The sequence below is a fragment of the Vibrio sp. JZG10 genome (assembly GCF_054064075.1).
Window position 1 is genome coordinate 1 of sequence record NZ_JBSUGE010000010.1, and the last position, 23456, is coordinate 23456.

A 23456-nucleotide genomic window follows, 5' to 3' on the forward strand; every position below is an offset into this window, starting at 1 on the left:
CGCGTCCTGGAGGATTCGAACCTCCGACCGCCTGGTTCGTAGCCAGGTACTCTATCCAGCTGAGCTAAGGACGCGCAGTTTTTGATATCGACTTTCATCAATATCAGGGCAATACCCTTCAATAAGTGGCGCGTCCTGGAGGATTCGAACCTCCGACCGCCTGGTTCGTAGCCAGGTACTCTATCCAGCTGAGCTAAGGACGCGCAATAATCTTATTTTACTTTGTATAACCCGTTTATCAAACGAATTATTAAATAGTGGCGCGTCCTGGAGGATTCGAACCTCCGACCGCCTGGTTCGTAGCCAGGTACTCTATCCAGCTGAGCTAAGGACGCGCAGATCTTCTTGCTAGGAAGTTGTGAAGCAAATCACATTCATTTCTTACGAAACAAAAAAAAGGCCATCGGGCCAGTCAATGAATGGCGGTGAAGGAGGGATTCGAACCCTCGATACGGGATAAACCGTATACTCCCTTAGCAGGGGAGCGCCTTCAGCCTCTCGGCCACCTCACCGTTTTCATTGTTATATCTCAAAAGAGATATGGCGCGTCCTGGAGGATTCGAACCTCCGACCGCCTGGTTCGTAGCCAGGTACTCTATCCAGCTGAGCTAAGGACGCACTTTTTTGTTGATTTCTCAACGTTGCAAGAATGGCGGTGAGGGAGGGATTCGAACCCTCGATACGGGATAAACCGTATACTCCCTTAGCAGGGGAGCGCCTTCAGCCTCTCGGCCACCTCACCGTCTTGCGGAGGCACATATTACGTTTTACCGAAAATATGTCAAACACTTTCTTTGAAAAAATCCACGAAACTGACTTAACCGTTGCTGATTTAATCAAAGTGACTATTAAACGAACTTTACCACTCTATTATGATGAAAAAAAGAGAGTCTTCTCTGAAAAAAAGACATTTATTTTCAAACAACTTCCTGGTGTTCGATTAAACAATATTGACGGATTCACAGCCACAGTCAACACAATGGTTTCCGCAAATCTTCAAAAACATTAAAGACTAAAAAGGCCAACCCTTCGGTTAGCCTTTTTCATTCAAACTAAGCTCTGTAAACAGGAGCGACTTAGTAGTTACCTGAAGCAACGTTGCCATTGCCTTTTTCAGCTTGAATGCGCATGTAGATTTCTTCACGGTGAACTGAAACCTCTTTCGGAGCGTTAACGCCGATACGTACTTGGTTACCTTTCACACCTAGTACAGTTACAGTCACTTCATCACCAATCATCAGTGTTTCGCCTACGCGGCGAGTCAAAATTAGCATTCTTTGCTCCTTGAGTAATCTCTAAATTTTCTTGCTACAAAGCTATTATCCAACAAAAGTTATATTTTCGTAAACTACCTTGTTAGCGAAAATCAGCCTAAAAAGGCATGTTTTTGTTGAATGTTTAATGCTTCACTAGACGTAATGTAAGCATCATGCAGAATGTTTGCTGCTGTATCCACACATTCGGGTGCTAAAACTAGCATCATAGTGAGTGCATTCGTTGCGCTGAAATTGATCTCAATATCTCGCTTTGCCAACAAATCGCATGCGTGCTCTACCATTCCATTGGCCTCAAGCCCCACTGCGGTCAACAGGCTTACCACTTCACTATTACGGATTTTGTCGCTGAACACCAGATCGAACTTGGCACATGCATCTTGTTTTATCATGATACCTGCCCGTTCTGCTTCCTCGATCACATTCCAAATGTCTATACCCAACATCTGACATTGTTTTGTAGCACTAGATAAATGTTCTTTATCGACTTCGATAATGGCAAGGTCACGTTGAATGGCTATACCAGAGACGGCTTGATTGCCTGACTCCCCCTTTACCAAACTGCCTTCATTAACATCAAATGTCGAAAGCACGCGTAGTGGCACATTATTCTTCCATGCAAATTGCACTGAAGGTAAATGTAATACTTTTGCGCCTCGGCTTGCCATCGCTTCCATTGAAGGAAAATCGATAACCGCCAATTTGCGCGCATTTTTCACTACACGTGGGTCACAAGTATAAATACCATCAACGTCGGTAAAGATTTGACACTCGTCAGCGCGCAATGCGCCCGCCAGTGCCACAGCGCTCGTATCTGAGCCACCTCGACCTAATGTGGTGATATCCCCATTCTCATTCACACCTTGAAAGCCCGCAACAATCACGATTTGGTCTTGCTCAAGCAATCCCATAATTGTCGTGGTATCAATGTGTTTAATCGTTGCGTCATTGTGTTGATTATCCGTCACAATATTCGCCTGTGCTCCGGTAAGCGAGCGCGCAGCATGACCCATTTTATTCAAAGTCATGGCTAACAGTGCCATTGACACTTGCTCACCAGCAGAGAGCAAAACATCAAGTTCTCGAGCTGTAGGTACGCTATCTATCTGTTTAGCGAGATCCATCAGTCTGTTTGTTTCGCCTGACATTGCAGACACGACAACAACAACTTGATTGCCATCATTTTTCGCCTTAATGATGTGTTCAGCGACTTGGTGGATTCTTTCAATTGAACCCACAGAGGTTCCGCCAAACTTTTGCACGATAAGGGGCTTTTTCACCAGTCTTCACCTTCCCAAGACCGAAGTCTCTTTAGAACTGCTTACATCTTAAATATTTCCTTTGAGAAAAATTATATAAGCAGTAGTTACAACAAAAACCAAGCAGCTTAAATGACTCGGTTAACTTTTGGTCAATTAAACCACTTGGTTGCTAAAAAAAATTACGCTCAATCAAAGAAACTTGATTGAGCGTAATTTTATTAGTTAAGAGCTTATAAACGCTCTTCTAGCCAAGGCTGAACTGTTTTGATTGCCTCTGGTAGTGCTGAAACATCAGTACCACCGGCTTGAGCCATGTCTGGACGACCACCGCCCTTACCACCGACTTGCTCTGCAACCATTTTAACCAGTTCACCTGCTTTTACTTTACCAGTGAGATCTTTAGTCACACCAGCAATCAAGCCAACCTTGTCACCCGTTACGTTTGCAAGCAGTACTACACCAGAACCCATTTGATTCTTGATGTCATCAACCATGGTACGTAGGTTCTTGCTATCAGCACCTTCAAGGGCCGCAACTAGAACTTTTGTGCCATTTACTTCAACCGCTTTGCCCATGATGTTAGCGCTTTCTGCGGCTGCCATCTTATCTTTTAGCTTCTGCACTTCTTTTTCTAGTGCTTTTGCTTTCTGTGCAGATTCTGCCAGTTTCTCTTCGTACTTCGCATTTTGAGCTTCAATAGCGTCTAATGCCGCCTCGCCTGTTACCGCTTCAATACGACGAATACCAGCTGCAATACCGCTTTCTGATGTGATTTTGAATAGACCAATATCACCCGTGCTTGATGCGTGAATACCACCACAAAGTTCAGTAGAGAAGTCGCCCATAGACAGCACGCGAACTTCGTCATCGTACTTCTCACCAAATAATGCCATTGCGCCTTTCTTCTTAGCAGACTCAATGTCCATCACATTGGTTTCAATCGTGTGGTTACGACGAATTTGTGCGTTTACTAGACGCTCAACTTCTTTCAGTTCTGCTGCAGTTACTGCCTCTAGGTGTGAGAAGTCGAAACGTAGGCTGTCAGCTTTCACTAGTGAGCCTTTCTGCGTTACGTGCTCACCAAGAACTTGGCGTAGTGCTGCGTGTAGCAAGTGCGTCGCTGAGTGGTTAAGAGAGATAGCTGCGCGACGCTCTGCGTCAACGATAGTTGCCACTTCGTCACCTTTCGCTAGCACGCCTTCTGCCATTACACCGTGGTGTGCGATTGCGTTACCGAGTTTTTGAGTGTCTTCAACGCGGAATACACCAGACTCAGTACGGATTTCACCCGCGTCACCACACTGACCGCCTGACTCTGCGTAGAATGGCGTTTCACCAAGCACGATGATGGCTTTATCGCCTGCAGATAGTGAATCTACTTCGTTGCCCTCAACAAACATCGCTGCGACTGAGCTAGAACCTTTAGTACCTGTGTAACCACAGAACTCTGTTTGCGTATCAACTTTGATTGCTGCGTTGTAATCTGTACCGAATTGACCAGCTTCACGCGCACGTTGACGCTGCTCTTCCATCGCTTTTTCGAAACCCTCTTCGTCGATCGCGAACTCACGCTCACGTGCAACGTCGTTAGTGAGGTCTGCTGGGAAGCCGTAAGTATCGTAAAGCTTGAATACCGTTTCGCCGTCTAGCACTTTGCCATCTAGGTTATCTAATGCTTCGTTAAGAATTACCATACCGCGCTCAAGTGTACGACCGAAGTTTTCTTCTTCGATACGCAGTACTTTTTCAACCACTGCTTGTTGACGCTTCAGCTCTTCGCCTGCTGTACCCATTACTTCTGCTAATACGCCAACAAGCTTATAGAAGAATGCACCTTGTGCACCTAGCTTGTTACCATGACGTACGGCACGACGAATGATACGACGTAGTACGTAACCACGACCTTCGTTTGAAGGCATCACACCATCAACAATCAAGAATGAACATGAACGGATGTGGTCAGCAATAACGCGTAGCGATTGGTTCGATAGATCTTCATAACCAATGACTTCAGCCGCTGCTTTGATAAGAGTTTGGAATACATCGATTTCGTAGTTTGAGTGAACGCCTTGCATGATTGCAGAGATACGCTCGATACCCATACCAGTATCTACCGATGGTTTTGGTAGCGGTTCCATAGTGCCGTCTGCGTGACGGTTGAACTGCATGAATACGTTGTTCCAGATCTCGATGAAACGGTCACCATCTTCTTCAGGCGTGCCAGGACGACCACCCCAGATGTGTTCACCGTGATCGTAGAAGATTTCAGTACATGGACCACAAGGACCAGTGTCGCCCATTTGCCAGAAGTTATCAGACTCGTAAGGCTTGCCACCTTCTTTGTCACCAATGCGCACGATACGATCAGCAGGCACGCCAACTTTTTTGTTCCAGATGTCGAATGCTTCGTCATCGGTTTCGTAAACGGTTACCAATAGACGATCCGCAGGCAGTTTAAGAACTTCGGTTAGGAATTCCCAAGCAAATGAAATCGCATCTTCTTTGAAATAGTCGCCAAAGCTGAAGTTGCCTAGCATTTCAAAGAATGTGTGGTGACGAGCGGTAAAGCCAACATTTTCCAGGTCGTTGTGTTTACCACCAGCACGTACACAACGCTGAGCCGTAGTCGCTCGAGTATAGGCTCGTTTTTCTAAGCCTAAGAAACAATCTTTAAATTGGTTCATACCTGCGTTTGTGAACAGCAGGGTTGGGTCGTTATGTGGAACTAACGATGAACTTTCTACGATTTGGTGTCCTTTGCTTTCAAAGAACTTGAGGAACGCGTTACGAACCTCGTCAGTGCTCATGTACATGCAGCTCTTCCTGAAAATAGTCGAGTTAGAATTTTGCCGTATTGTAGATCATGCAAACAGCTGAGACTAGTTTTCTTGAGGAAAAGAGGGAGCAGAAGAAAAAATTTGAAGCAAAACAAAAATCAGCGCAATTGGATCAACGCTAATCTTGGTCTTCAAAGGCAAGCGCATAGCTAATTTGGTCGAAACTGTAGCCTCGGTATTGTAGAAAACGGACTTGTTTTGCGTATTCTTTTTGGTCCTTGGCTTTGACGCCTTTGAATTTCTTTTCTGCCGCCTGCTTAGCAAGTTCAAACCAGTCTTGCGGTTCTTCAGCCATGGCTTGCTCAATCACCGATTCCGCAACACGTTTCTGGTTTAACTCTTGGCGAATTCGACGCTCTCCATGTCCTTTGTATACATGCTGCCGAATTTGGCTCTTCGCATAACGTAAATCATCTAAATAGTTATAGTCTAAGCAAAAATTAATCGCGATTTCGATGTCTGATGCTTCATAGCCTTTCATCGACAGTTTTTGGTACAGCTCATACTGACCATGATCGCGACGGCTAAGCAGTTGGATAGCCGCCTCTTTGCTCGATAATGTTGGTGTCTGGCGCTTTTGGTACATGGTGATCCTAAAGGTATTTTTGCTGTACAGACTCTCAATGGCCTTTGTGATGATTCGATTTTTGATGTCAATAGATACAACAAAGCCCCGCATTGCAGGGCTTTATCACTTTTTAATCTGTGAAGGGATTAAAACTCTTCAGCTTGCTCAGGCGCCTCGCCTGCTTCAGGAGCTTCCGCAAGGGCTGGCGCTAACAACATTTCACGCAATTTAGTATCGATGGTTTTAGCCACTTCAGGATGCTCACGTAGGTAGTTGCACGCGTTCGCTTTACCTTGACCAATCTTATCGCCTTGGTAGCTGTACCATGCACCAGCTTTTTCAACCAGTTTGTGCTTCACGCCTAGATCTACCAGCTCACCTTCGCGGTTAAAGCCTTGGCCGTACATGATTTGCGTATTGGCTTCTTTAAACGGTGCAGCAATCTTGTTCTTAACTACTTTGATGCGAGTTTCGTTACCAACGACTTCGTCACCTTCTTTGATTGCGCCAGTACGACGAATATCAAGACGAACAGAAGCGTAGAATTTAAGTGCGTTACCACCCGTGGTCGTTTCTGGGTTACCGAACATCACACCAATCTTCATACGGATTTGGTTGATGAAGATACACATACAGTTAGACTGTTTTAGGTTACCTGTTAGCTTACGCATCGCTTGAGAAAGCATACGTGCTTGCAGACCCATGTGGCTGTCGCCCATTTCGCCTTCAATTTCTGCTTTTGGTGTTAGCGCCGCAACTGAGTCAACAACCATTACGTCGATAGCGCCAGAGCGAGCTAGTGCATCACAAATCTCTAGTGCTTGCTCACCAGTGTCTGGCTGAGAAACCAAGAGCGCATCGATATCAACACCAAGTTTCTTCGCGTAGACAGGATCCAGAGCGTGCTCTGCATCGATAAACGCACAAGTTTTACCTTCACGTTGCGCAGCAGCGATAAGCTCAAGCGTTAGTGTTGTTTTACCTGAAGATTCTGGACCGTAGACTTCTACGATACGACCCATTGGCAGACCACCTGCACCCAAAGCGATATCAAGAGAAAGAGAGCCTGTTGAGATGGTTTCTACGTCCATTGCTCGGTTATCACCAAGGCGCATGATAGAGCCTTTACCGAATTGCTTTTCAATTTGACCTAGCGCAGCGGCGAGCGCTTTCTGTTTGTTCTCGTCCATTACTTTCTCCGATTTATTCATCTTCTTTGGGCGACGAATAGTAATTCATTTTTCTTAAGCAGCTAACCTGCTCAGCAATGAAAGTTATTATACTGTTGATTCATACAGTGTCTATACCTGTATAGAAAAAATTTAGTTCACTGCTTCTAAGGATTTGCTCTAGCCCTTATCAATTCTGGGCTAAGACAGTGTAAGAAATTCTAAATTAAATGTTGATGCAATCGAGTCAATGCATGCATCACCGCTTGTTGACGAACTTCCGCCCTGTCACCAGAAAAATGCATGGTCTCAACAAAGAGCCAGTCGTGCTTATCCGCAAAAGCAAAGCAGACGGTTCCAACCGGCTTTTCATCAGTGCCTCCCCCCGGTCCAGCAACACCACTGATGGAAACCCCAATAGTGGCATTCGAGTGTTGAAGCGCACCTTGCACCATTTCAATCACAACGGGCTCACTCACGGCACCATGTTCCTCTAAGGTTTCCACTCTCACACCCAGCATTTCCATTTTGGCTTCGTTGCTGTAAGTGACAAAAGCTCTATCTAACCAACCTGAGCTGCCTGCAATATCAGTAATAGCGGTCGCAACACCGCCACCCGTGCATGATTCTGCCGTCGTTAAAACATGCCCGTGTTTAGCCAATAATGCGCCTAAATCTGCGCTCAATTTTGTTGTTTTTTCCATAGCCAAAATGCCCTTTGTCTCTTTTTACTTGATAGGGATTCACGTATCCTAAGCCGCTACGGAAATAAACAAAAGAACTTACCTGTGAAAGCTGAACAAAAACACACTCCGATGATGCAGCAATACCTCAAGCTAAAAGCTGAGAACCCTGAGATTTTGCTGTTCTACCGCATGGGCGATTTCTACGAACTCTTTTACGATGATGCAAAGCGAGCGTCCCAACTGCTTGATATTTCGCTAACTAAGCGCGGTTCGTCAGCTGGAGAGCCTATTCCTATGGCGGGAGTGCCATTTCACGCAGTAGAAGGCTATCTAGCAAAACTTGTTCAGCTTGGTGAATCAGTCGCAATCTGCGAACAAATTGGCGATCCAGCCACCAGCAAAGGTCCGGTAGAACGTAAAGTTGTGCGTATCGTGACACCAGGTACTGTGACGGATGAAGCACTGCTTTCTGAGCGTGTCGATAACTTAATCGCAGCCATTTACCATCACAACGGTAAGTTCGGTTATGCGACGCTGGATGTCACTTCTGGTCGCTTCCAACTGACAGAACCAGAAACCGAAGAAGCGATGACAGCCGAGCTTCAGCGTACCGCACCACGTGAGCTACTATTCCCAGAAGATTTTGAACCTGTACATTTAATGGCGAGCCGCAACGGTAACCGTCGTCGCCCAGTATGGGAATTTGAGCTTGATACGGCTAAGCAACAACTCAATCAACAGTTTGGCACTAAAGATCTGGTTGGTTTTGGCGTAGAACATGCGTCCTTAGGGTTATGTGCTGCTGGTTGTTTGATCCAGTATGTGAAAGATACGCAACGCACTGCTTTGCCTCATATTCGCTCTTTAACGTTTGATCATCAGGACCAATCCGTCATCCTTGATGCCGCTACCCGACGCAACCTGGAAATTACTCAAAATCTAGCAGGTGGAACCGATAACACACTCGCTGCGGTACTCGACCATTGTGCGACGCCGATGGGCAGCCGAATGCTGAAGCGTTGGCTACATCAGCCTATGCGTTGCATTGAAACGTTAAACAATCGTCTTGATGCGATTGGTGAGATTAAAGAACAAGCGCTGTTTGCCGATCTTCAACCAACGTTAAAACAAATTGGTGATATTGAACGTATCTTAGCACGCCTTGCACTACGCTCTGCTCGCCCTCGCGATATGGCTAGACTTCGCAATGCCATGCAGCAGCTACCAGAGCTAGAATCTGTAACCGCTTCTTTGACCCATCCATATCTAGCAAAACTGGCACAATACGCAGCTCCGATTGACGAAGTATGTGATCTGTTAGAGCGTGCAATTAAAGAAAATCCGCCAGTTGTTATTCGTGATGGTGGTGTGATCGCTGAAGGCTATAATGCCGAGCTCGATGAATGGCGCAAATTAGCAGACGGTGCAACAGAATACCTTGAGCAGCTTGAGCGAGATGAGCGTGAACGACACGGCATCGATACGCTTAAAGTCGGCTACAACAACGTACATGGCTTCTTTATTCAAGTGAGCCGTGGCCAGAGCCATTTGGTTCCACCGCACTATGTACGTCGCCAAACACTAAAAAATGCCGAACGCTATATCATCCCAGAGCTTAAAGAGCACGAAGACAAAGTACTTAACTCGAAATCGAAAGCGCTGGCACTTGAAAAGCAGCTGTGGGAAGAACTGTTTGATCTATTGATGCCAAATCTGGAGAAGCTGCAGAATTTAGCTTCTGCTCTGTCTCAACTCGATGTACTACAAAACCTAGCAGAGCGTGCAGATTCGTTGGATTACTGCCGACCAACGCTTGTGAAAGACGCTGGCATTCACATTCAAGCGGGTCGTCACCCAGTCGTAGAGCAAGTAACAACAGAACCGTTCATCGCGAACCCAATAGAGCTTAACCCAGCACGTAAAATGTTAATCATCACCGGTCCAAACATGGGTGGTAAATCCACTTACATGCGTCAAACTGCGCTGATTGCATTGATGGCACATATCGGCTCTTATGTACCTGCAGAATCTGCACAAATTGGTTCTTTAGATCGTATATTTACTCGTATTGGTGCGTCAGATGATCTTGCATCTGGTCGTTCGACCTTCATGGTAGAAATGACGGAAACCGCTAATATTCTGCACAATGCAACTAAAAACAGTTTAGTGCTAATGGATGAAATCGGTCGCGGTACCAGTACTTACGATGGCCTATCTTTAGCTTGGGCAAGTGCGGAATGGCTCGCAACACAAATTGGTGCGATGACACTATTTGCAACTCACTACTTCGAATTGACAGAGTTGCCAAACCAACTGCCAAACTTAGCGAACGTTCACTTGGATGCCGTAGAACATGGTGACAGCATTGCCTTTATGCACGCAGTTCAAGAAGGTGCGGCAAGTAAGTCTTACGGCCTAGCTGTTGCGGGCTTAGCCGGCGTACCCAAAACGGTCATCAAAAATGCGCGTAACAAACTATCTCAGCTAGAGCAACTAGGGCAAAACAGTGACGCACCACGTCCAAGTGCAGTAGATGTGGCTAACCAATTGAGTCTAATTCCAGAACCTAGCGAGATCGAACAAGCCTTATCTGGTATTGATCCTGATGATTTGACTCCACGCCAAGCACTTGAAGAGTTGTATCGTTTGAAGAAGATGCTTTAAATCGATTCACTTAAGCGAGCACAAAAGAAAAAAGGCTATGGATAACCATAGCCTTTTGCATATCTACTGAAGTACGGATTATTTAATCATCTTCGACGTTAAATAAGTTTTCCATATTCAAACCTTGCTTGATTAAAACCTCACGAAGACGACGTAAACCTTCTACTTGGATTTGACGTACACGCTCACGTGTCAAACCAATCTCTCGACCAACTTCTTCAAGCGTCGAAGGCTCATAGCCTAGAAGACCAAAACGTCGTGCAAGTACTTCTTTCTGTTTTGGATTCAACTCTTCTAACCAATGAATCAGCGATGATTTGATATCGTCATCTTGAGTCGAGACTTCTGGATCGGAGTTGTTTGCGTCGGGAATAATATCCAACAGCGCTTTTTCACCGTCACCACCGATTGGTGTGTCGACAGAACTGATACGCTCATTGAGACGTAGCATTTTGCTTACATCTTCGACTGGAATATCTAACTGAGCAGCAATTTCTTCTGCGGTAGGTTCGTGATCGAGCTTCTGAGAAAGTTCACGCGCAGTACGCAGATAAATGTTCAGCTCTTTCACGACATGAATAGGTAGACGGATCGTACGAGTTTGGTTCATCAACGCACGTTCGATCGTTTGTCGGATCCACCAGGTCGCATAAGTAGAGAAGCGGAAACCACGCTCTGGATCGAACTTCTCGACCGCACGGATCAAACCAAGGTTACCTTCTTCAATCAGATCGAGTAGTGCTAGACCTCGATTACTGTATCGACGAGAGATCTTGACCACCAAACGTAGGTTACTTTCGATCATACGTTTACGTGCCGCTTCATCGCCACGCAGGGCTCGTCGAGCATAAAGCACTTCTTCTTCGGCAGTAAGTAGAGGTGAGAAGCCAATTTCACCTAGATACAACTGAGTTGCGTCTAAGCTTTTACTGCTCGCGTCAAATTCTTCACGCGCAGCCGTTTTGCTTTCTGTGGATGATGATTTTTCGAGTTCGTTATCAATGGTCTTCACTGACGCATTGTCAAATGCAAACTCTTCAACTTTGGTTACTGTGTTGCTGATACTCATAACGCCTCCCCCTGGCGAGTTAGCAAGACATGACAACTCAATATGTCGCTAAATGATGTCGCAAGTTGTTTTTCAAAGTTTTAAGGCAAATAGCGTTTTGGATTCACCGATTTACCTTGATAGCGAATTTCAAAGTGTAGCTTGACTGATTTAGCACCGGAACTACCCATGGTGGCGATTTTCTGTCCGCTTTTTACACTTTGTCCTTCTGATACCAGCAGTTTGTCATTATGTGCATAGGCGCTTAAATAATTGTCGTTATGCTTTACTATAATTAAGTTGCCATAACCTCGTAGCGCATTGCCTGAATAAACAACGGTGCCGGCTGCGGTTGAAACGATAGGTTGACCACGCTGTCCTGCGATGTCGATACCTTTATTTCCCTGTTCTCCCGCCGAAAAGTTCTTGATTACTCTCCCTTTTGTTGGCCACAACCACTTAGAAACTTTATCACTCTTCGCCGTGGTAACTGGCGCTTTTTGCTTCACTTTTTGGTTATCTTTTGAACCAACATACTCCTTTGTTTTCGATTGTTCAACCTTCTTTGGAGGCTGTTTTTGTACGACTTTAGGCTTAGTCTCTGTAGGTTTTTGACTAGAGTTTTTACTTGAAGTTTTCGGTTTAGAGGCTGTTGATGTTTTCGTCACTGGGGCTGGTGGCGTCGTAACAACAGGAACCACAACGGGTTCAACTTTTTGGCCATATTTAGGGGCGACATATTTCGGAGCCCAAAGTTTTAGCCTCTGTCCAGGGTAGATGGTGTAAGGCTGAGTTAACTCATTGTAACGGACAAGATCATTTACATCTTTATCTGTGACATAAGCTATGAAGTAAAGTGTATCGCCTTTTTTTACCTCATAATAACTCCCTCTGTAACTTCCTCTTTCAAGGCTTGAATAGTCTTTCTTTAAGCTAGAGACAGGTGCAGGAGAATGCGCTGCACAACCAACTAGTCCTGCAGCAAACACAAAGCTAATACCAATATGACGTAATAACTTACTCACCTATCCCTAACCCTTAAGCTAAATCACCCGCAACCAGAGGTACAAATCGAACCATTTCCACAACAGTAGAGAGATATTCATCTCCCTTACGTTCAATTTTTAGTAACTGTTGCTCCTTATCTCCAACAGGAATCACCATCTTACCGCCATCTTTTAATTGTGCGAGAAGTGCTTGGGGGATCACTTCTGCGGCTGCGGTAACAATGATGGCATCGAAAGGACCACGAGCTTCCCAACCTTGCCATCCATCAGCATGCTTGGTTGAAACATTGTAGATATCCAATTGCTTCAGACGGCGTTTTGCTTCCCATTGCAACGATTTAATTCGCTCAACGGAGTATACATGGTCAACAATTTGCGCCAGTACTGCGGTTTGATAACCGGAACCCGTTCCGATTTCCAGTACGTGACTCGTTGGCTCTAGTTCGAGTAACTCGGTCATACGAGCAACAATATAAGGTTGAGAAATAGTTTGTCCCTGACCAATCGGTAACGCATTGTTATCGTAGGCTTGGTGCATCATCGCTTGAGAGACAAAGCTTTCTCGTGGTAAGCGTTGGATAGCATCCAGAACTCTTTGGTCTTTGATGCCACTGGAGATAAGAAACGCTATCAACCTGTCAGCATGTGGGTTACTCATTACTTCTCTTCCTTTAACCAACTATCCATTGCACGCAGCGATTCATGAGCAGTGAGATCAACTTGCAGAGGCGTCATTGAAACTCGACCATGTTCAATCGCATAAAAGTCGGTGCCCTCACCCGCATCTTGCTCTTTTCCTGGAGGCCCTAACCAATAAATATCATGACCTCTCGGATCTTTCTGCTTAATCATATTCTCTGCGTGATGACGCGCACCTAAACGCGTGACTTCGATTTCGCCCAGGTTTTCCGCTGGTAAGTCAGGCACGTTTACGTTCAATAACCGATTCGTTGGAATCGGAGACGCTAAATGCTGTTGCACAATTTGACGTGCAATTTTTGCGGCAGATTCGAAATGACGCTTACCCACCAGCGAAAAAGCAACCGACTGAACACCAAGGAAATGCCCTTCCATTGCTGCAGCTACCGTTCCTGAGTAAAGAACATCATCACCCAAATTTGCACCGTGGTTGATGCCTGATAAAACAAGATCGGGCAAATCATCTTTCATCAGCTCATTCAGCGCAAAATGTACACAATCTGTAGGCGTTCCTTGCACTGAATAGATATTTGGGGCAATTTCAGTTACGCGTAATGGTTGCTCTAGTGTCAGTGAGTTCGAAGCACCTGAACGATTTCGGTCGGGTGCGACAATGGTCACTTCAGCGATATCTCGCAACTCATCAGCAAGTGCATGAATCCCTTGCGCATGTACGCCATCGTCGTTGCTGATTAAGACTCTTAGGGGCTTCGCGTTTAGTGAATCCTGTTCCATTAGTATTCTCTTTCTACTTCAACCTCATTAACTAACTCACGAACGATAGAGGTTGCAAAAGATCCCGCATCCAGTGAGAAAGTCAGCGTAATGTTGTTACCTTCAACCGTCCAAGCTAAATCTTGTGGCTTCAGCGCAATATCGCGACGGTCGTGGCGCATGCGATTACCACGAATCAGCGCCATGAGATCAGGCTCTTCATCTAAGAACGGTTGTTCTAAAGTAAGCGCATCCGCTTGAGTTGGAAGCGCATTATCACCTGCTAGGGCCGCGGTAATTGCCACTTCACCTGCAGCAAATTGTGCTTGTAGATCTGCGATATTGCTTGCATCAATCAACTGAGTGCCAGAACTTGTCTGTGCAATATCACCATCGATGAATTTATCAAACACACCACTTTCTAGACGAGCAGAAACGATACGGTTGAAGATCCACGAACGCGCCGCTGATAAATACATGCTGCGCTTATTTTGATTACGGGTACGAACGTTTTCACGTCCCCATCGACGTGCTTCTTCAAGGTTGTTGCCATCATTGCCAAAACGCTGACTACCAAAGTAGTTTGGCACACCAACTTGTTTCACTTTTTCAAGGCGTTGCTCTACATCTTCAACGTCAGTCACTTCAGACAAAGTGACAACAAACTCGTTCCCTATTAAGTCTCCAGGACGCAGTTTTTTGTTGTGTCGATCAGTCGCTAAGATCTCAATACTCGGATATTGAGCTAGGAATGCCGAGAAATCCGGCGTTTCCCCTTTCGGTAAATGGACACTCAGCCACTGTTCCGTCACGGCATGGCGGTCTTTAAGGCCTGCCCAGCTAACGTCTTTCGACTTTACGCCACAAGCTTTCGCCAACTCATTCGCAACAAAACTGGTATTTTCTCCAGTTTTTCGAATGCGCACCATTAGGTGCTCGCCTTCGCCCGTAAAGGCAAAACCTAAATCCTCACGAACCTGAAAATGTTCTGGTTGCGCTTTGATTTTTGCCGATGCAACAGGCTTACCCGTTAGATAAGCCAATGAAGATAAAATATCTGACATGATGTTTTTCCGCTGTTTACACAGCATTAAGGAGCAAGTTGGTTAATTATTGCTTGAACAGAAGCACCACGGCTTCCGTTGCAATGCCTTCTTTGCGTCCAGTAAAACCGAGACGCTCTGTCGTCGTCGCTTTTACGTTAATGTTACTAATATCGGTTTCTAGGTCTTCCGCAATCGCCGCACACATCGCGTCAATATGAGGTGCCATCTTAGGTGCTTGTGCCATGATGGTGACATCGGCATTACCAAGGCGGTAGCCTTGCTCTTTGACACGACGATAAACGTCTTTCAACAATTCGCGGCTATTAGCCCCTTTCCATTTATCGTCGGTATCCGGGAAGTGACGACCAATATCACCCGCAGCAATCGCCCCGAGTAGCGCATCAGTCAAAGCATGAAGTGCAACATCACCATCTGAGTGGGCTACTAAGCCCTGCTCGTAAGGGATAGCAACACCACCGATAATGACCGGGCCTTCACCACCGAATTTATGTACATCGAAACCATGACCAATTCGAATCATTTTCTATCCTTTCTTTATTCGCCGCGCTCACGGCTCAGATAAAACTCGGCTAACGCGAGATCTTCTGGCTGAGTAATTTTTATGTTATTCGCATTACCCTGGACTAAAGCAGGCGTTTCGCCCAACCACTCTAAAGCCGATGCTTCATCCGTAATGGATACGCCTTGTTCTAATGCGTCAGCCAGTGCTCGAGTCAGTTGTTGAGTTTTAAACATTTGTGGAGTTAATGCATGCCACAATGCTTCTCTCTCTACCGTATGATCGATATCTTGTGCTACGTTTGCTCGCTTCATTGTATCTCTCACAGGAGATGCGAGAATGCCACCCGTTGGGTGAGCGCAGCAAACATCAATCAAACGGTCAATGTCAGATGTTAATACACATGGCCTTGCAGCGTCGTGGACTAATACCCACTCGCTTTCCAGATGTTCATTGACATAGTTTAGCCCTGAAAGTACGGAATCAGCGCGCTCTTTGCCACCCGCGACTTGAATTACATCGGGATGGTTCGCGATGGTTAACTCAGGAAAATAAGGGTCACCTTCGGTAATGGCGACAACCACTTTCGAAATTCGTGGGTGCGACAGCAACTTTTCTACAGTGTGTTCCAGCACCGCTTTTCCGTCGATCAATAAATATTGCTTAGGGCGGTCAGCCTTCATTCGACTACCGACACCGGCAGCAGGAACAATTGCGACATGCGATGAGTTCACATCCAACATTTTAATGGTTTTCCTCACCTATAATGCGGTAGAAAGTCTCGCCATCTTTAACTAAACCAAGCTCATGACGCGCACGTTCTTCAATCGCATCAAGACCTTGCCTTAAGTCATCAATCTCAGCAAACATTTCATTATTGCGAGCTTGTAGCTTGCTGTTCACTTGTTGCTGAACTTCAATTTCATCTTTTACTGTGTAGTAGTCAGACACTCCGTTTTTACCAAACCATAGAGTGTATTGAAGCAAGCCAAACAGTAGCGTAAGGGCTATAACAAAGATTCGCATATCGCTGCTAACATTCTGTACCGGAAGGAATTAGATAAGGTGACATATATAGCATAAATGCGAGGTTGCCTCTAGGGGAGAAAGGGAGACTCACACGCTCCTTACAAGAAATAAGCAGCAAAATGAAACAAAGACATATGAAGCTATTCTTAGCACTCACCAAAGTAAGACCAAGAAATACAAGCCTATAGATACAAAAACACCCCGCAAAATCAGGGTATTTCAAAGCTTCAACCTAAGCGGTTAATCCAATGAAGAACTAAGCTTGAGCTTCTTTAAGACCGCTTCTTTGAAACATGGAGGAGCGTGCTCACCTAGAGCTTCCTCGATGCAGATAAATGGGTTGCTTTCTTTAGGTATGGCAGCAACACGGCCAGAACGGCTCATCGCTCTTAAATAAAAAACGCCCCACCGAAGTGGAGCGTTTCTAGAAAGCTATTTAGCTAAACTTATTCAACTAAGAATTAAGCTTGACCTTTAACTTCTTTAAGACCGTTGAAAGGAGCGCGCTCACCTAGAGCTTCCTCGATACGGATTAGTTGGTTGTACTTAGCAACACGGTCAGAACGGCTCATAGAACCAGTTTTGATTTGACCTGCAGCAGTACCTACCGCTAGATCAGCGATAGTTGCATCTTCAGTTTCGCCAGAACGGTGAGAGATTACTGCTGTGTAACCTGCGTCTTTAGCCATCTTGATTGCAGCTAGAGTCTCAGTTAGAGAACCGATTTGGTTGAACTTGATAAGGATAGAGTTAGCTACGCCTTTCTCGATACCTTCAGCAAGGATCTTAGTGTTAGTAACGAATAGGTCGTCACCTACTAGTTGAAGCTTGTCACCTAGTAGTTCAGTTTGGTGCTTGAAGCCATCCCAGTCAGACTCGTCTAGACCGTCTTCGATAGAAACGATTGGGAATTGGTTAGCTAGCTCAGCTAGGTAGTGGTTGAACTCTTCAGAAGTGAAAGTTTTACCTTCGCCTTTCATGTTGTAGATGCCAGCTTCTTTGTCGAAGAACTCAGATGCTGCACAGTCCATAGCTAGAGTAACGTCTTTACCTAGTTCGTAACCAGCAGCTGCAACAGCTTCTGCGATAACTTCTAGAGCTTCAGCGTTAGATTTAAGGTTAGGAGCGAAACCACCTTCGTCACCAACTGCAGTGCTGTAGCCTTTAGACTTAAGAACTTTAGCTAGGTTGTGGAATACTTCTGCACCGATACGTAGACCTTCTTTAAGAGTCTTAGCACCAACTGGTTGGATCATGAACTCTTGGATGTCAACGTTGTTGTCTGCGTGCTCACCACCGTTGATGATGTTCATCATTGGTAGAGGCATAGAGAACTGACCAGCTGTACCGTTTAGTTCAGCGATGTGCTCGTATAGAGGCATGCCTTTAGCTGCAGCAGCAGCTTTAGCGTTTGCTAGAGAAACAGCTAGGATAGCGTTAGCACCGAATTTAGATTTGTTTTCAGTGCCGTCTAGTTCGATCATTACTGCGTCGATTGCAGCTTGGTCTTTAGCGTCTTTGCCAACTAGAGCTTCAGCGATTGGGCCGTTTACAGCTTCAACTGCTTTAAGAACACCTTTACCTAGGAAACGTGCTTTGTCACCGTCACGTAGCTCAAGAGCTTCGCGAGAACCAGTAGATGCGCCAGATGGAGCTGCCGCCATACCTACGAAACCGCCTTCTAGGTGTACTTCAGCTTCTACAGTTGGGTTACCACGTGAGTCGATGATTTCACGACCTAGAACTTTAACGATCTTAGACATTAATGTTTCCTCTCGTTTCAAATATAAATGTCAATTTTAAAGGGCAGCAGCACAACCTTCGCCGCCGCCCGTATCCTTTTACTTCTCGAATTCGCCGCGTGCGTTTTGGCCCGCAGCCTTAACGAAACCTGCAAACAATGGGTGGCCATCGCGAGGAGTCGATGTGAATTCTGGGTGGAACTGAGCCGCTACAAACCATGGGTGAGCTGGGTTCTCAATCATTTCCACTAACTTCTTGTCCGCTGATAGGCCAGAAACTTTCAGACCTGCTTTTTCGATTTGCGGACGAAGCACATTATTCACTTCGTAACGGTGACGGTGACGTTCATGGATCGTCGCGCTACCGTACAGTTCACGAGCTTTCGTCCCTTTCTCTAGGTGACATAGCTGTGAACCAAGACGCATCGTACCACCTAGGTCAGACTTTTCAGTACGCTCTTCTACGTTACCTGACTCGTCTACCCACTCTGTGATCAAACCTACCACAGGGTACTTAGTCTCTTTGTTAAATTCTGTTGAATGTGCACCTTCCATACCCGCAACGTTACGCGCGTATTCAATTAGTGCAACTTGCATACCCAAACAAATACCTAGGTAAGGCACATTGTTTTCGCGTGCATATTGAGCCGCACGGATCTTGCCTTCAATACCACGATCGCCGAAGCCACCTGGAACTAGGATCGCGTCTAAGCCTTCTAGCAGCTCAACGCCTTTTGTTTCGATATCTTGTGAGTCTACATACTTAATTGTGACACTTAGACGGTTTTTCAAGCCAGCGTGTTTAAGCGCTTCGTTCACAGACTTGTATGCATCTGGCAATTCAGTGTATTTACCAACCATACCGATGGTTACTTCACCAGTAGGATTTGCTTCTTCGTAAATAACCTGTTCCCACTCAGAAAGATCAGCTTCAGGAGCTGTGATGCCAAAGCGAGCACACACAAGATCATCTAGACCTTGAGACTTGATCAATTGAGGAATCTTGTAGATAGAATCTACGTCCTTCATTGAAATTACTGCTTTTTCTGGAACATTACAGAATAGTGCGATTTTCTTACGTTCATTCGCTGGAATAACGCGGTCGCTACGGCAAACTAGGATATCTGGCTGAATACCGATAGATAGAAGTTCTTTTACAGAGTGTTGAGTTGGCTTAGTTTTCACTTCGCCCGCTGCCGCTAGGTAAGGAACAAGTGTTAGGTGCATGAACATTGCGCGCTCACGGCCTAGTTCAACGGCTAGCTGACGAATCGCTTCCATAAATGGTAGTGATTCGATATCACCAACGGTACCGCCAACTTCAACGATAGCCACATCATGGCCTTCAGAGCCAGCGATTACACGGTCTTTGATCGCGTTAGTGATGTGAGGGATAACTTGAATAGTTGCGCCTAGGTAGTCACCACGACGTTCTTTACGAAGTACGTCGGCATAAACACGACCTGCAGTAAAGTTGTTACGCTTGGTCATCTTGGTACGGATGAAACGCTCGTAGTGACCAAGGTCAAGGTCAGTCTCTGCGCCATCTTCTGTAACGAACACTTCACCGTGCTGAGTAGGGCTCATTGTGCCCGGGTCAACGTTGATGTAAGGGTCAAGCTTCATCATAGTCACTTTAAGACCACGAGCTTCTAGAATAGCCGCAAGAGATGCTGCTGCAATACCTTTACCTAGAGAGGATACAACCCCGCCAGTAACAAAAATGTAATTTGTCGTCATGTTTAACCTGAAATTGGTTGAATGAGGGAAATGGAGTGCTTCTGGACGGGAGATAAATATACCAGAAGCTCCTTACCGCCACAACGTGAAATCTATCACACCGTAATTTTTTATTTTTTGCTTCAAATCAAAGTGAGCAAAGACAAACCAAAGTCCGTTTTCGTGTTAAGAGGCAAACTGGCCTCATATTGTATATTCCGCTTATTTTCCCCTATCTAGACTCTTCTCGCTTTACTTCATCCCAGAAATCGTCGAGCTCTGATAAAGAACAATCTGTAAGCGCTTTGCCTGACTGCTGGACCTTTCCTTCAACTTGCTTAAAACGTCTCGCAAACTTTAAGTTTGCTTTCCCTAGTGCGACTTCTGGATTTTTATCAAGATGGCGTGCCAAATTGACGGTCGCAAATAGCAAATCGCCGAGTTCCAACTCCACTTTTTCTTCATCTGGCTGAACTTGTAGTGCTTCTTCCATGACTTCATCAATTTCTTCTCGCACCTTATCGACGACCGGGCCAAGAGAGTCCCAGTCAAATCCATATTTCGCACATTTTTTCTGTATCTTTGTAGCACGAGAAAGTGCTGGCAAAGAGTTTGGTATTGAGTCTAGGATACTTTCTTCCGCTTTGCCCACCTGCGCTTTTTCTTTTGCTTTTTCCGCTTCCCAGTTGGCGTTGATTTCCTCATCCGATTCAAACTCAACATCTGAAAAAACATGCGGATGACGGCGAGTCAGTTTTTCATTCACAGTTTCGACAACATCCGAAAATTCGAACAGCCCTTGCTCTTTCGCTAGCTGACTGTAAAAAATCACCTGAAACAACAAATCCCCTAGCTCTTCTTTTAGATTGGTCCAGTCTCGATTTTGAATCGCGTCCACCACTTCGTAAGTTTCTTCGATGGTGTGCGGAACGATGGTGTCAAAGGTTTGTTTTAAGTCCCAAGGGCAACCGTTTTCTGGGTCACGCAACTTCGCCATGATTTGTTCTAATTGTTCAATTGGATGACTCATTTTTTGTTCCTTTAAACCTTTCTATTAAAGAAAAAGGTGAGCAGCCAAAACCACTCACCTTCTACATTATATTTTCTCAGCAGCTTTCACTAAGTAATTGTTACTTTGACAAGGCAACAAGTTTTCGCGACTCCTGAGCATAGCTCGCCTATGTGATGGAGCAAGAAAACGCAGTTAACGCAGTAAAAGTGACAAGTACGACGTGAAAGTTAGCCGAGGCGTTTCACCGTCATGACATCCTTTATTTGTTCTACCCGTTTCGAAACACGAGAAAGCACTTCAATATTGGTGACTTCTAGATCAAAGTCCATGATGGCAAGTTGACGTCTGTAATCGACTCGGTTCTTCATGCTGGTCACTTTGATCTTTTCGTTGGCGAACAGTGTCGTAATGTCTTTGAGTAGACCACCTCGCTCCATCGCTTCAACACGGACGGTGAGGATGTATGACCCGACGAAGCCGCTGCCCCAGACAGTATCGATGATGCGCTCTGGCGCGTGATGGCGCAGTTCTTCTAGCTGTTCACAGTCACTACGGTGTACTGAAATCCCGCGACCTTGCGTGATGTAACCACAGATATCATCACCTGGAATCGGCTGACAGCAACGCGCTAGGTGCGTCATTAGGTTATCAACGCCTTCTACAACGACGGCGTCTTTTTTCGGTCGGCTTTGCGCTGGTGATTTGTGCTCTGCTTCTTGCAGTTTTTCCAGTGCTTGCTGGTCTTCTTCTTCTGCCGTTGGCTTGTTAACGAGCGCATTAATATGGTTAATGATTTGGTTGATACGCAAATCACCGCTACCAACACCAACGTAAAGCTCATCTGGTGTTTTGACGTTAAACCGTTTGAGAGCGTAATGCTCAGCATCTTTTAACGTTGCGCCAATTTTTGCTAACTCATGTTCAAGAATTTCACGACCCGCTTCGAGGTTCTTCTCACGGCTTTGCTTTCGGAACCAGGCGTTAATTTTGGCACGCGCGCGGCCAGAATGAACGAAGCCTAATGATGGGTTTAACCAGTCTCGCGATGGGTTAGGCTCTTTCTGAGTGATAATCTCAACCTGATCACCCATATGTAGTTTATGAGTAAACGGTACTATGCGGCCTCCGACTTTGGCGCCAATACAACGGTGTCCCACTTCGGAGTGAATATGGTAGGCAAAATCTAGCGGCGTTGCCCCCATAGGTAAATCGACAACATCGCCACGAGGCGTAAACGCATAGACGCGGTCATCAAAGACTTGGCTACGTAGCTCATCAAGCATTTCGCCAGAATCTGACATTTCTTCTTGCCAATCCAGTAGCTTACGCAGCCACGTGATCTTCTCATCATAACCGCTTCGGCTGCTTGCCCCTTCTTTATATTTCCAGTGCGCGGCAACACCCAGCTCCGACTCTTCATGCATTTGCTTGGTACGAATCTGGATCTCGATGGTTTTGCCTTCTGGCCCTAGAATTACGGTGTGGATCGATTGATAACCGTTTGGTTTAGGGTTAGCAACGTAGTCATCAAACTCGCTCGGTAGGTGCTTGTATTTGGTGTGAACTACACCCAAAGCCGCGTAACAGTCTTGCAGTTTGTCTGCGATGATACGTACTGCTCGAACATCAAACAGCTCATCGAATGCCAAACTCTTCTTCTGCATTTTTCGCCAAATGCTGTAGATGTGCTTAGGTCGACCACTCACTTCGGCGTTAATACCTGACACTTCCATTTCGTGCGTGAGGTCTTCAACAAAGTCTTTGATATACTGTTCACGAACGATGCGTCGCTCAGAAAGCTGCTTGGCAATTTGTTTGTAAGTTTCCGGCTGTTGGTAGCGGAAAGCGTAATCTTCAATTTCCCATTTCAGCTGACCGATGCCTAATCGGTTTGCTAGCGGCGCATAGATGTTGGCACACTCTTTTGCCGCCGCACGTCGAACTTCATCAGGCGCTTTTTTAACTTCAATAAGGTTACAAATTCGCTCCGCAAGCTTGATAACCACGCAGCGGAAGTCATCCACCATGGCAAGCAGCATGCGGCGTACGTTATCTACCTGAGATGACGCCGCACTCCCTTCCATGTTGACATTGAGTTGGCCAATAGCCGCCATTTCTTCAACGCCATCGATTAATTTTATGATTTCTTTGCTGTATTTCTCTTCCAGAATTTCTCTGTTAAAAGCACCACTTGAAACCAAAGGAAACAGTTGTGCAGCCACTAAGGTGGCCTGATCCATAGACAAGGTGATCAAAATTTCGATCATTTCTCGTCCACGCCACAACAACAGTTCCGCTTGCTCGTTATCGGCTAATACCGTCTGGCAATCTCGATATACTTCGATTAAGCGTGAGGCTGTGTTTTTCTCTTGTCCCAGGCTAGCCACCCAGTTTTCGAGTTCAAACTGTTCATCTTGGTTTAAATGCGCGCTTCTTACCGCAACCATCTCATCATCCTAA

At 45.7% G+C, this 23456-nt stretch carries 19 protein-coding genes and 6 tRNA genes; 1 reads left to right on the forward strand and 24 read right to left on the reverse strand.

Going from position 1 to position 23456, the window contains the following annotated elements:
• The 12 genes from ACWYVB_RS12350 to pncC form a co-directional block, all read right to left on the reverse strand.
• Positions 1 to 74: transfer RNA gene (locus tag ACWYVB_RS12350), tRNA-Arg, on the reverse strand.
• Between the two features lie 52 nt (positions 75 to 126).
• A tRNA-Arg gene (locus ACWYVB_RS12355) sits at positions 127 to 203 on the reverse strand.
• 55 nt (positions 204 to 258) lie between these two features.
• Positions 259 to 335, reverse strand: a tRNA-Arg gene (locus ACWYVB_RS12360).
• An 85-nt stretch (positions 336 to 420) separates the two neighbouring features.
• Positions 421 to 512: transfer RNA gene (locus ACWYVB_RS12365), tRNA-Ser, on the reverse strand.
• 29 nt (positions 513 to 541) lie between these two features.
• A tRNA-Arg gene (locus ACWYVB_RS12370) sits at positions 542 to 618 on the reverse strand.
• A gap of 32 nt (positions 619 to 650) precedes the next feature.
• A tRNA-Ser gene (locus tag ACWYVB_RS12375) sits at positions 651 to 742 on the reverse strand.
• A 334-nt stretch (positions 743 to 1076) separates the two neighbouring features.
• Complete coding sequence (gene csrA, locus ACWYVB_RS12380) at positions 1077 to 1274, reverse strand: carbon storage regulator CsrA (RefSeq protein ID WP_004415691.1); 198 nt, start codon at positions 1272 to 1274, stop codon at positions 1077 to 1079.
• Positions 1275 to 1366: 92 nt separating this feature from the next.
• Complete coding sequence (locus tag ACWYVB_RS12385) at positions 1367 to 2554, reverse strand: aspartate kinase (protein WP_005393869.1); 1188 nt, start codon at positions 2552 to 2554, stop codon at positions 1367 to 1369.
• A gap of 212 nt (positions 2555 to 2766) precedes the next feature.
• On the reverse strand, positions 2767 to 5349 hold the full coding sequence (alaS, locus tag ACWYVB_RS12390; protein WP_258657032.1) for an alanine--tRNA ligase: 2583 nt from the start codon (positions 5347 to 5349) through the stop codon (positions 2767 to 2769).
• Between the two features lie 142 nt (positions 5350 to 5491).
• A complete protein-coding gene (gene recX / locus ACWYVB_RS12395) occupies positions 5492 to 5959 on the reverse strand; it encodes a recombination regulator RecX (RefSeq protein WP_395222543.1) in 468 nt (155 codons plus the stop codon).
• A gap of 128 nt (positions 5960 to 6087) precedes the next feature.
• Positions 6088 to 7131, reverse strand: a complete 1044-nt coding sequence (gene recA, locus ACWYVB_RS12400; protein ID WP_005393872.1) for a recombinase RecA — start codon at positions 7129 to 7131, stop codon at positions 6088 to 6090.
• 200 nt (positions 7132 to 7331) lie between these two features.
• A complete protein-coding gene (gene pncC, locus ACWYVB_RS12405) occupies positions 7332 to 7814 on the reverse strand; it encodes a nicotinamide-nucleotide amidase (protein WP_065646115.1) in 483 nt (160 codons plus the stop codon).
• 84 nt (positions 7815 to 7898) lie between these two features.
• On the opposite strand from pncC, the gene mutS reads away from it, so the two are divergent.
• Positions 7899 to 10460 carry a DNA mismatch repair protein MutS gene (gene mutS / locus ACWYVB_RS12410; RefSeq protein WP_006743294.1) on the forward strand — a complete coding sequence of 854 codons (2562 nt, stop codon included), beginning with the start codon at positions 7899 to 7901 and terminating at the stop codon, positions 10458 to 10460.
• 82 nt (positions 10461 to 10542) lie between these two features.
• Here mutS and rpoS read toward each other — a convergent pair whose 3' ends face one another.
• The 12 genes from rpoS to relA form a co-directional block, all read right to left on the reverse strand.
• Entirely contained in the window at positions 10543 to 11529 is a 987-nt protein-coding gene (gene rpoS, locus ACWYVB_RS12415) for an RNA polymerase sigma factor RpoS (protein WP_005393877.1), read from the reverse strand.
• A gap of 80 nt (positions 11530 to 11609) precedes the next feature.
• Complete coding sequence (locus tag ACWYVB_RS12420; RefSeq protein WP_006743295.1) at positions 11610 to 12533, reverse strand: peptidoglycan DD-metalloendopeptidase family protein; 924 nt, start codon at positions 12531 to 12533, stop codon at positions 11610 to 11612.
• Between the two features lie 13 nt (positions 12534 to 12546).
• Positions 12547 to 13173 (reverse strand): protein-L-isoaspartate(D-aspartate) O-methyltransferase, encoded by a 627-nt coding sequence (locus tag ACWYVB_RS12425; protein WP_046875091.1) that lies wholly within the window; start codon positions 13171 to 13173, stop codon positions 12547 to 12549.
• Positions 13173 to 13949 (reverse strand): 5'/3'-nucleotidase SurE, encoded by a 777-nt coding sequence (gene surE / locus ACWYVB_RS12430; protein ID WP_005393882.1) that lies wholly within the window; start codon positions 13947 to 13949, stop codon positions 13173 to 13175. Before surE ends, ACWYVB_RS12425 begins: the two co-directional genes overlap by 1 nt.
• A complete protein-coding gene (gene truD / locus ACWYVB_RS12435) occupies positions 13949 to 14992 on the reverse strand; it encodes a tRNA pseudouridine(13) synthase TruD (RefSeq protein ID WP_012841410.1) in 1044 nt (347 codons plus the stop codon). Before truD ends, surE begins: the two co-directional genes overlap by 1 nt.
• Before the next feature lie 46 nt (positions 14993 to 15038).
• Positions 15039 to 15515: a 2-C-methyl-D-erythritol 2,4-cyclodiphosphate synthase gene (gene ispF / locus ACWYVB_RS12440; protein ID WP_005393886.1), complete on the reverse strand. Its 477-nt coding sequence runs from the start codon at positions 15513 to 15515 to the stop codon at positions 15039 to 15041.
• 14 nt (positions 15516 to 15529) lie between these two features.
• Positions 15530 to 16237, reverse strand: coding sequence for a 2-C-methyl-D-erythritol 4-phosphate cytidylyltransferase (gene ispD / locus ACWYVB_RS12445; RefSeq protein ID WP_395222545.1), 708 nt, complete (start codon positions 16235 to 16237; stop codon positions 15530 to 15532).
• A 1-nt stretch (position 16238) separates the two neighbouring features.
• A complete protein-coding gene (ftsB, locus tag ACWYVB_RS12450; protein WP_005380907.1) occupies positions 16239 to 16520 on the reverse strand; it encodes a cell division protein FtsB in 282 nt (93 codons plus the stop codon).
• Positions 16521 to 16984: 464 nt separating this feature from the next.
• On the reverse strand, positions 16985 to 18286 hold the full coding sequence (gene eno / locus ACWYVB_RS12455) for a phosphopyruvate hydratase (RefSeq protein ID WP_005383785.1): 1302 nt from the start codon (positions 18284 to 18286) through the stop codon (positions 16985 to 16987).
• Positions 18287 to 18364: 78 nt separating this feature from the next.
• Positions 18365 to 20005 carry a CTP synthase gene (locus ACWYVB_RS12460; RefSeq protein WP_005393892.1) on the reverse strand — a complete coding sequence of 547 codons (1641 nt, stop codon included), beginning with the start codon at positions 20003 to 20005 and terminating at the stop codon, positions 18365 to 18367.
• A gap of 211 nt (positions 20006 to 20216) precedes the next feature.
• Complete coding sequence (gene mazG / locus ACWYVB_RS12465; protein ID WP_395222546.1) at positions 20217 to 21014, reverse strand: nucleoside triphosphate pyrophosphohydrolase; 798 nt, start codon at positions 21012 to 21014, stop codon at positions 20217 to 20219.
• A 209-nt stretch (positions 21015 to 21223) separates the two neighbouring features.
• Positions 21224 to 23443 (reverse strand): GTP diphosphokinase, encoded by a 2220-nt coding sequence (gene relA / locus ACWYVB_RS12470; RefSeq protein WP_005393896.1) that lies wholly within the window; start codon positions 23441 to 23443, stop codon positions 21224 to 21226.
• Positions 23444 to 23456: the final 13 nt, after the last annotated feature.

Coding starts and splice junctions, on each gene's coding strand:
- pncC (WP_065646115.1), bottom strand. CDS start 7,814: ATGGAAAAAACAACAAAATTGAGCGCAGATTTAGGCGCATTATTGGCT.
- truD (WP_012841410.1), bottom strand. CDS start 14,992: ATGTCAGATATTTTATCTTCATTGGCTTATCTAACGGGTAAGCCTGTT.
- csrA (WP_004415691.1), bottom strand. CDS start 1,274: ATGCTAATTTTGACTCGCCGCGTAGGCGAAACACTGATGATTGGTGAT.
- rpoS (WP_005393877.1), bottom strand. CDS start 11,529: ATGAGTATCAGCAACACAGTAACCAAAGTTGAAGAGTTTGCATTTGAC.
- alaS (WP_258657032.1), bottom strand. CDS start 5,349: ATGTACATGAGCACTGACGAGGTTCGTAACGCGTTCCTCAAGTTCTTT.
- ftsB (WP_005380907.1), bottom strand. CDS start 16,520: ATGCGAATCTTTGTTATAGCCCTTACGCTACTGTTTGGCTTGCTTCAA.
- recX (WP_395222543.1), bottom strand. CDS start 5,959: ATGTACCAAAAGCGCCAGACACCAACATTATCGAGCAAAGAGGCGGCT.
- ACWYVB_RS12460 (WP_005393892.1), bottom strand. CDS start 20,005: ATGACGACAAATTACATTTTTGTTACTGGCGGGGTTGTATCCTCTCTA.
- ispF (WP_005393886.1), bottom strand. CDS start 15,515: ATGATTCGAATTGGTCATGGTTTCGATGTACATAAATTCGGTGGTGAA.
- ACWYVB_RS12425 (WP_046875091.1), bottom strand. CDS start 13,173: ATGAGTAACCCACATGCTGACAGGTTGATAGCGTTTCTTATCTCCAGT.
- relA (WP_005393896.1), bottom strand. CDS start 23,443: ATGGTTGCGGTAAGAAGCGCGCATTTAAACCAAGATGAACAGTTTGAA.
- recA (WP_005393872.1), bottom strand. CDS start 7,131: ATGGACGAGAACAAACAGAAAGCGCTCGCCGCTGCGCTAGGTCAAATT.
- surE (WP_005393882.1), bottom strand. CDS start 13,949: ATGGAACAGGATTCACTAAACGCGAAGCCCCTAAGAGTCTTAATCAGC.
- mazG (WP_395222546.1), bottom strand. CDS start 21,014: ATGAGTCATCCAATTGAACAATTAGAACAAATCATGGCGAAGTTGCGT.
- eno (WP_005383785.1), bottom strand. CDS start 18,286: ATGTCTAAGATCGTTAAAGTTCTAGGTCGTGAAATCATCGACTCACGT.
- ispD (WP_395222545.1), bottom strand. CDS start 16,237: ATGTTGGATGTGAACTCATCGCATGTCGCAATTGTTCCTGCTGCCGGT.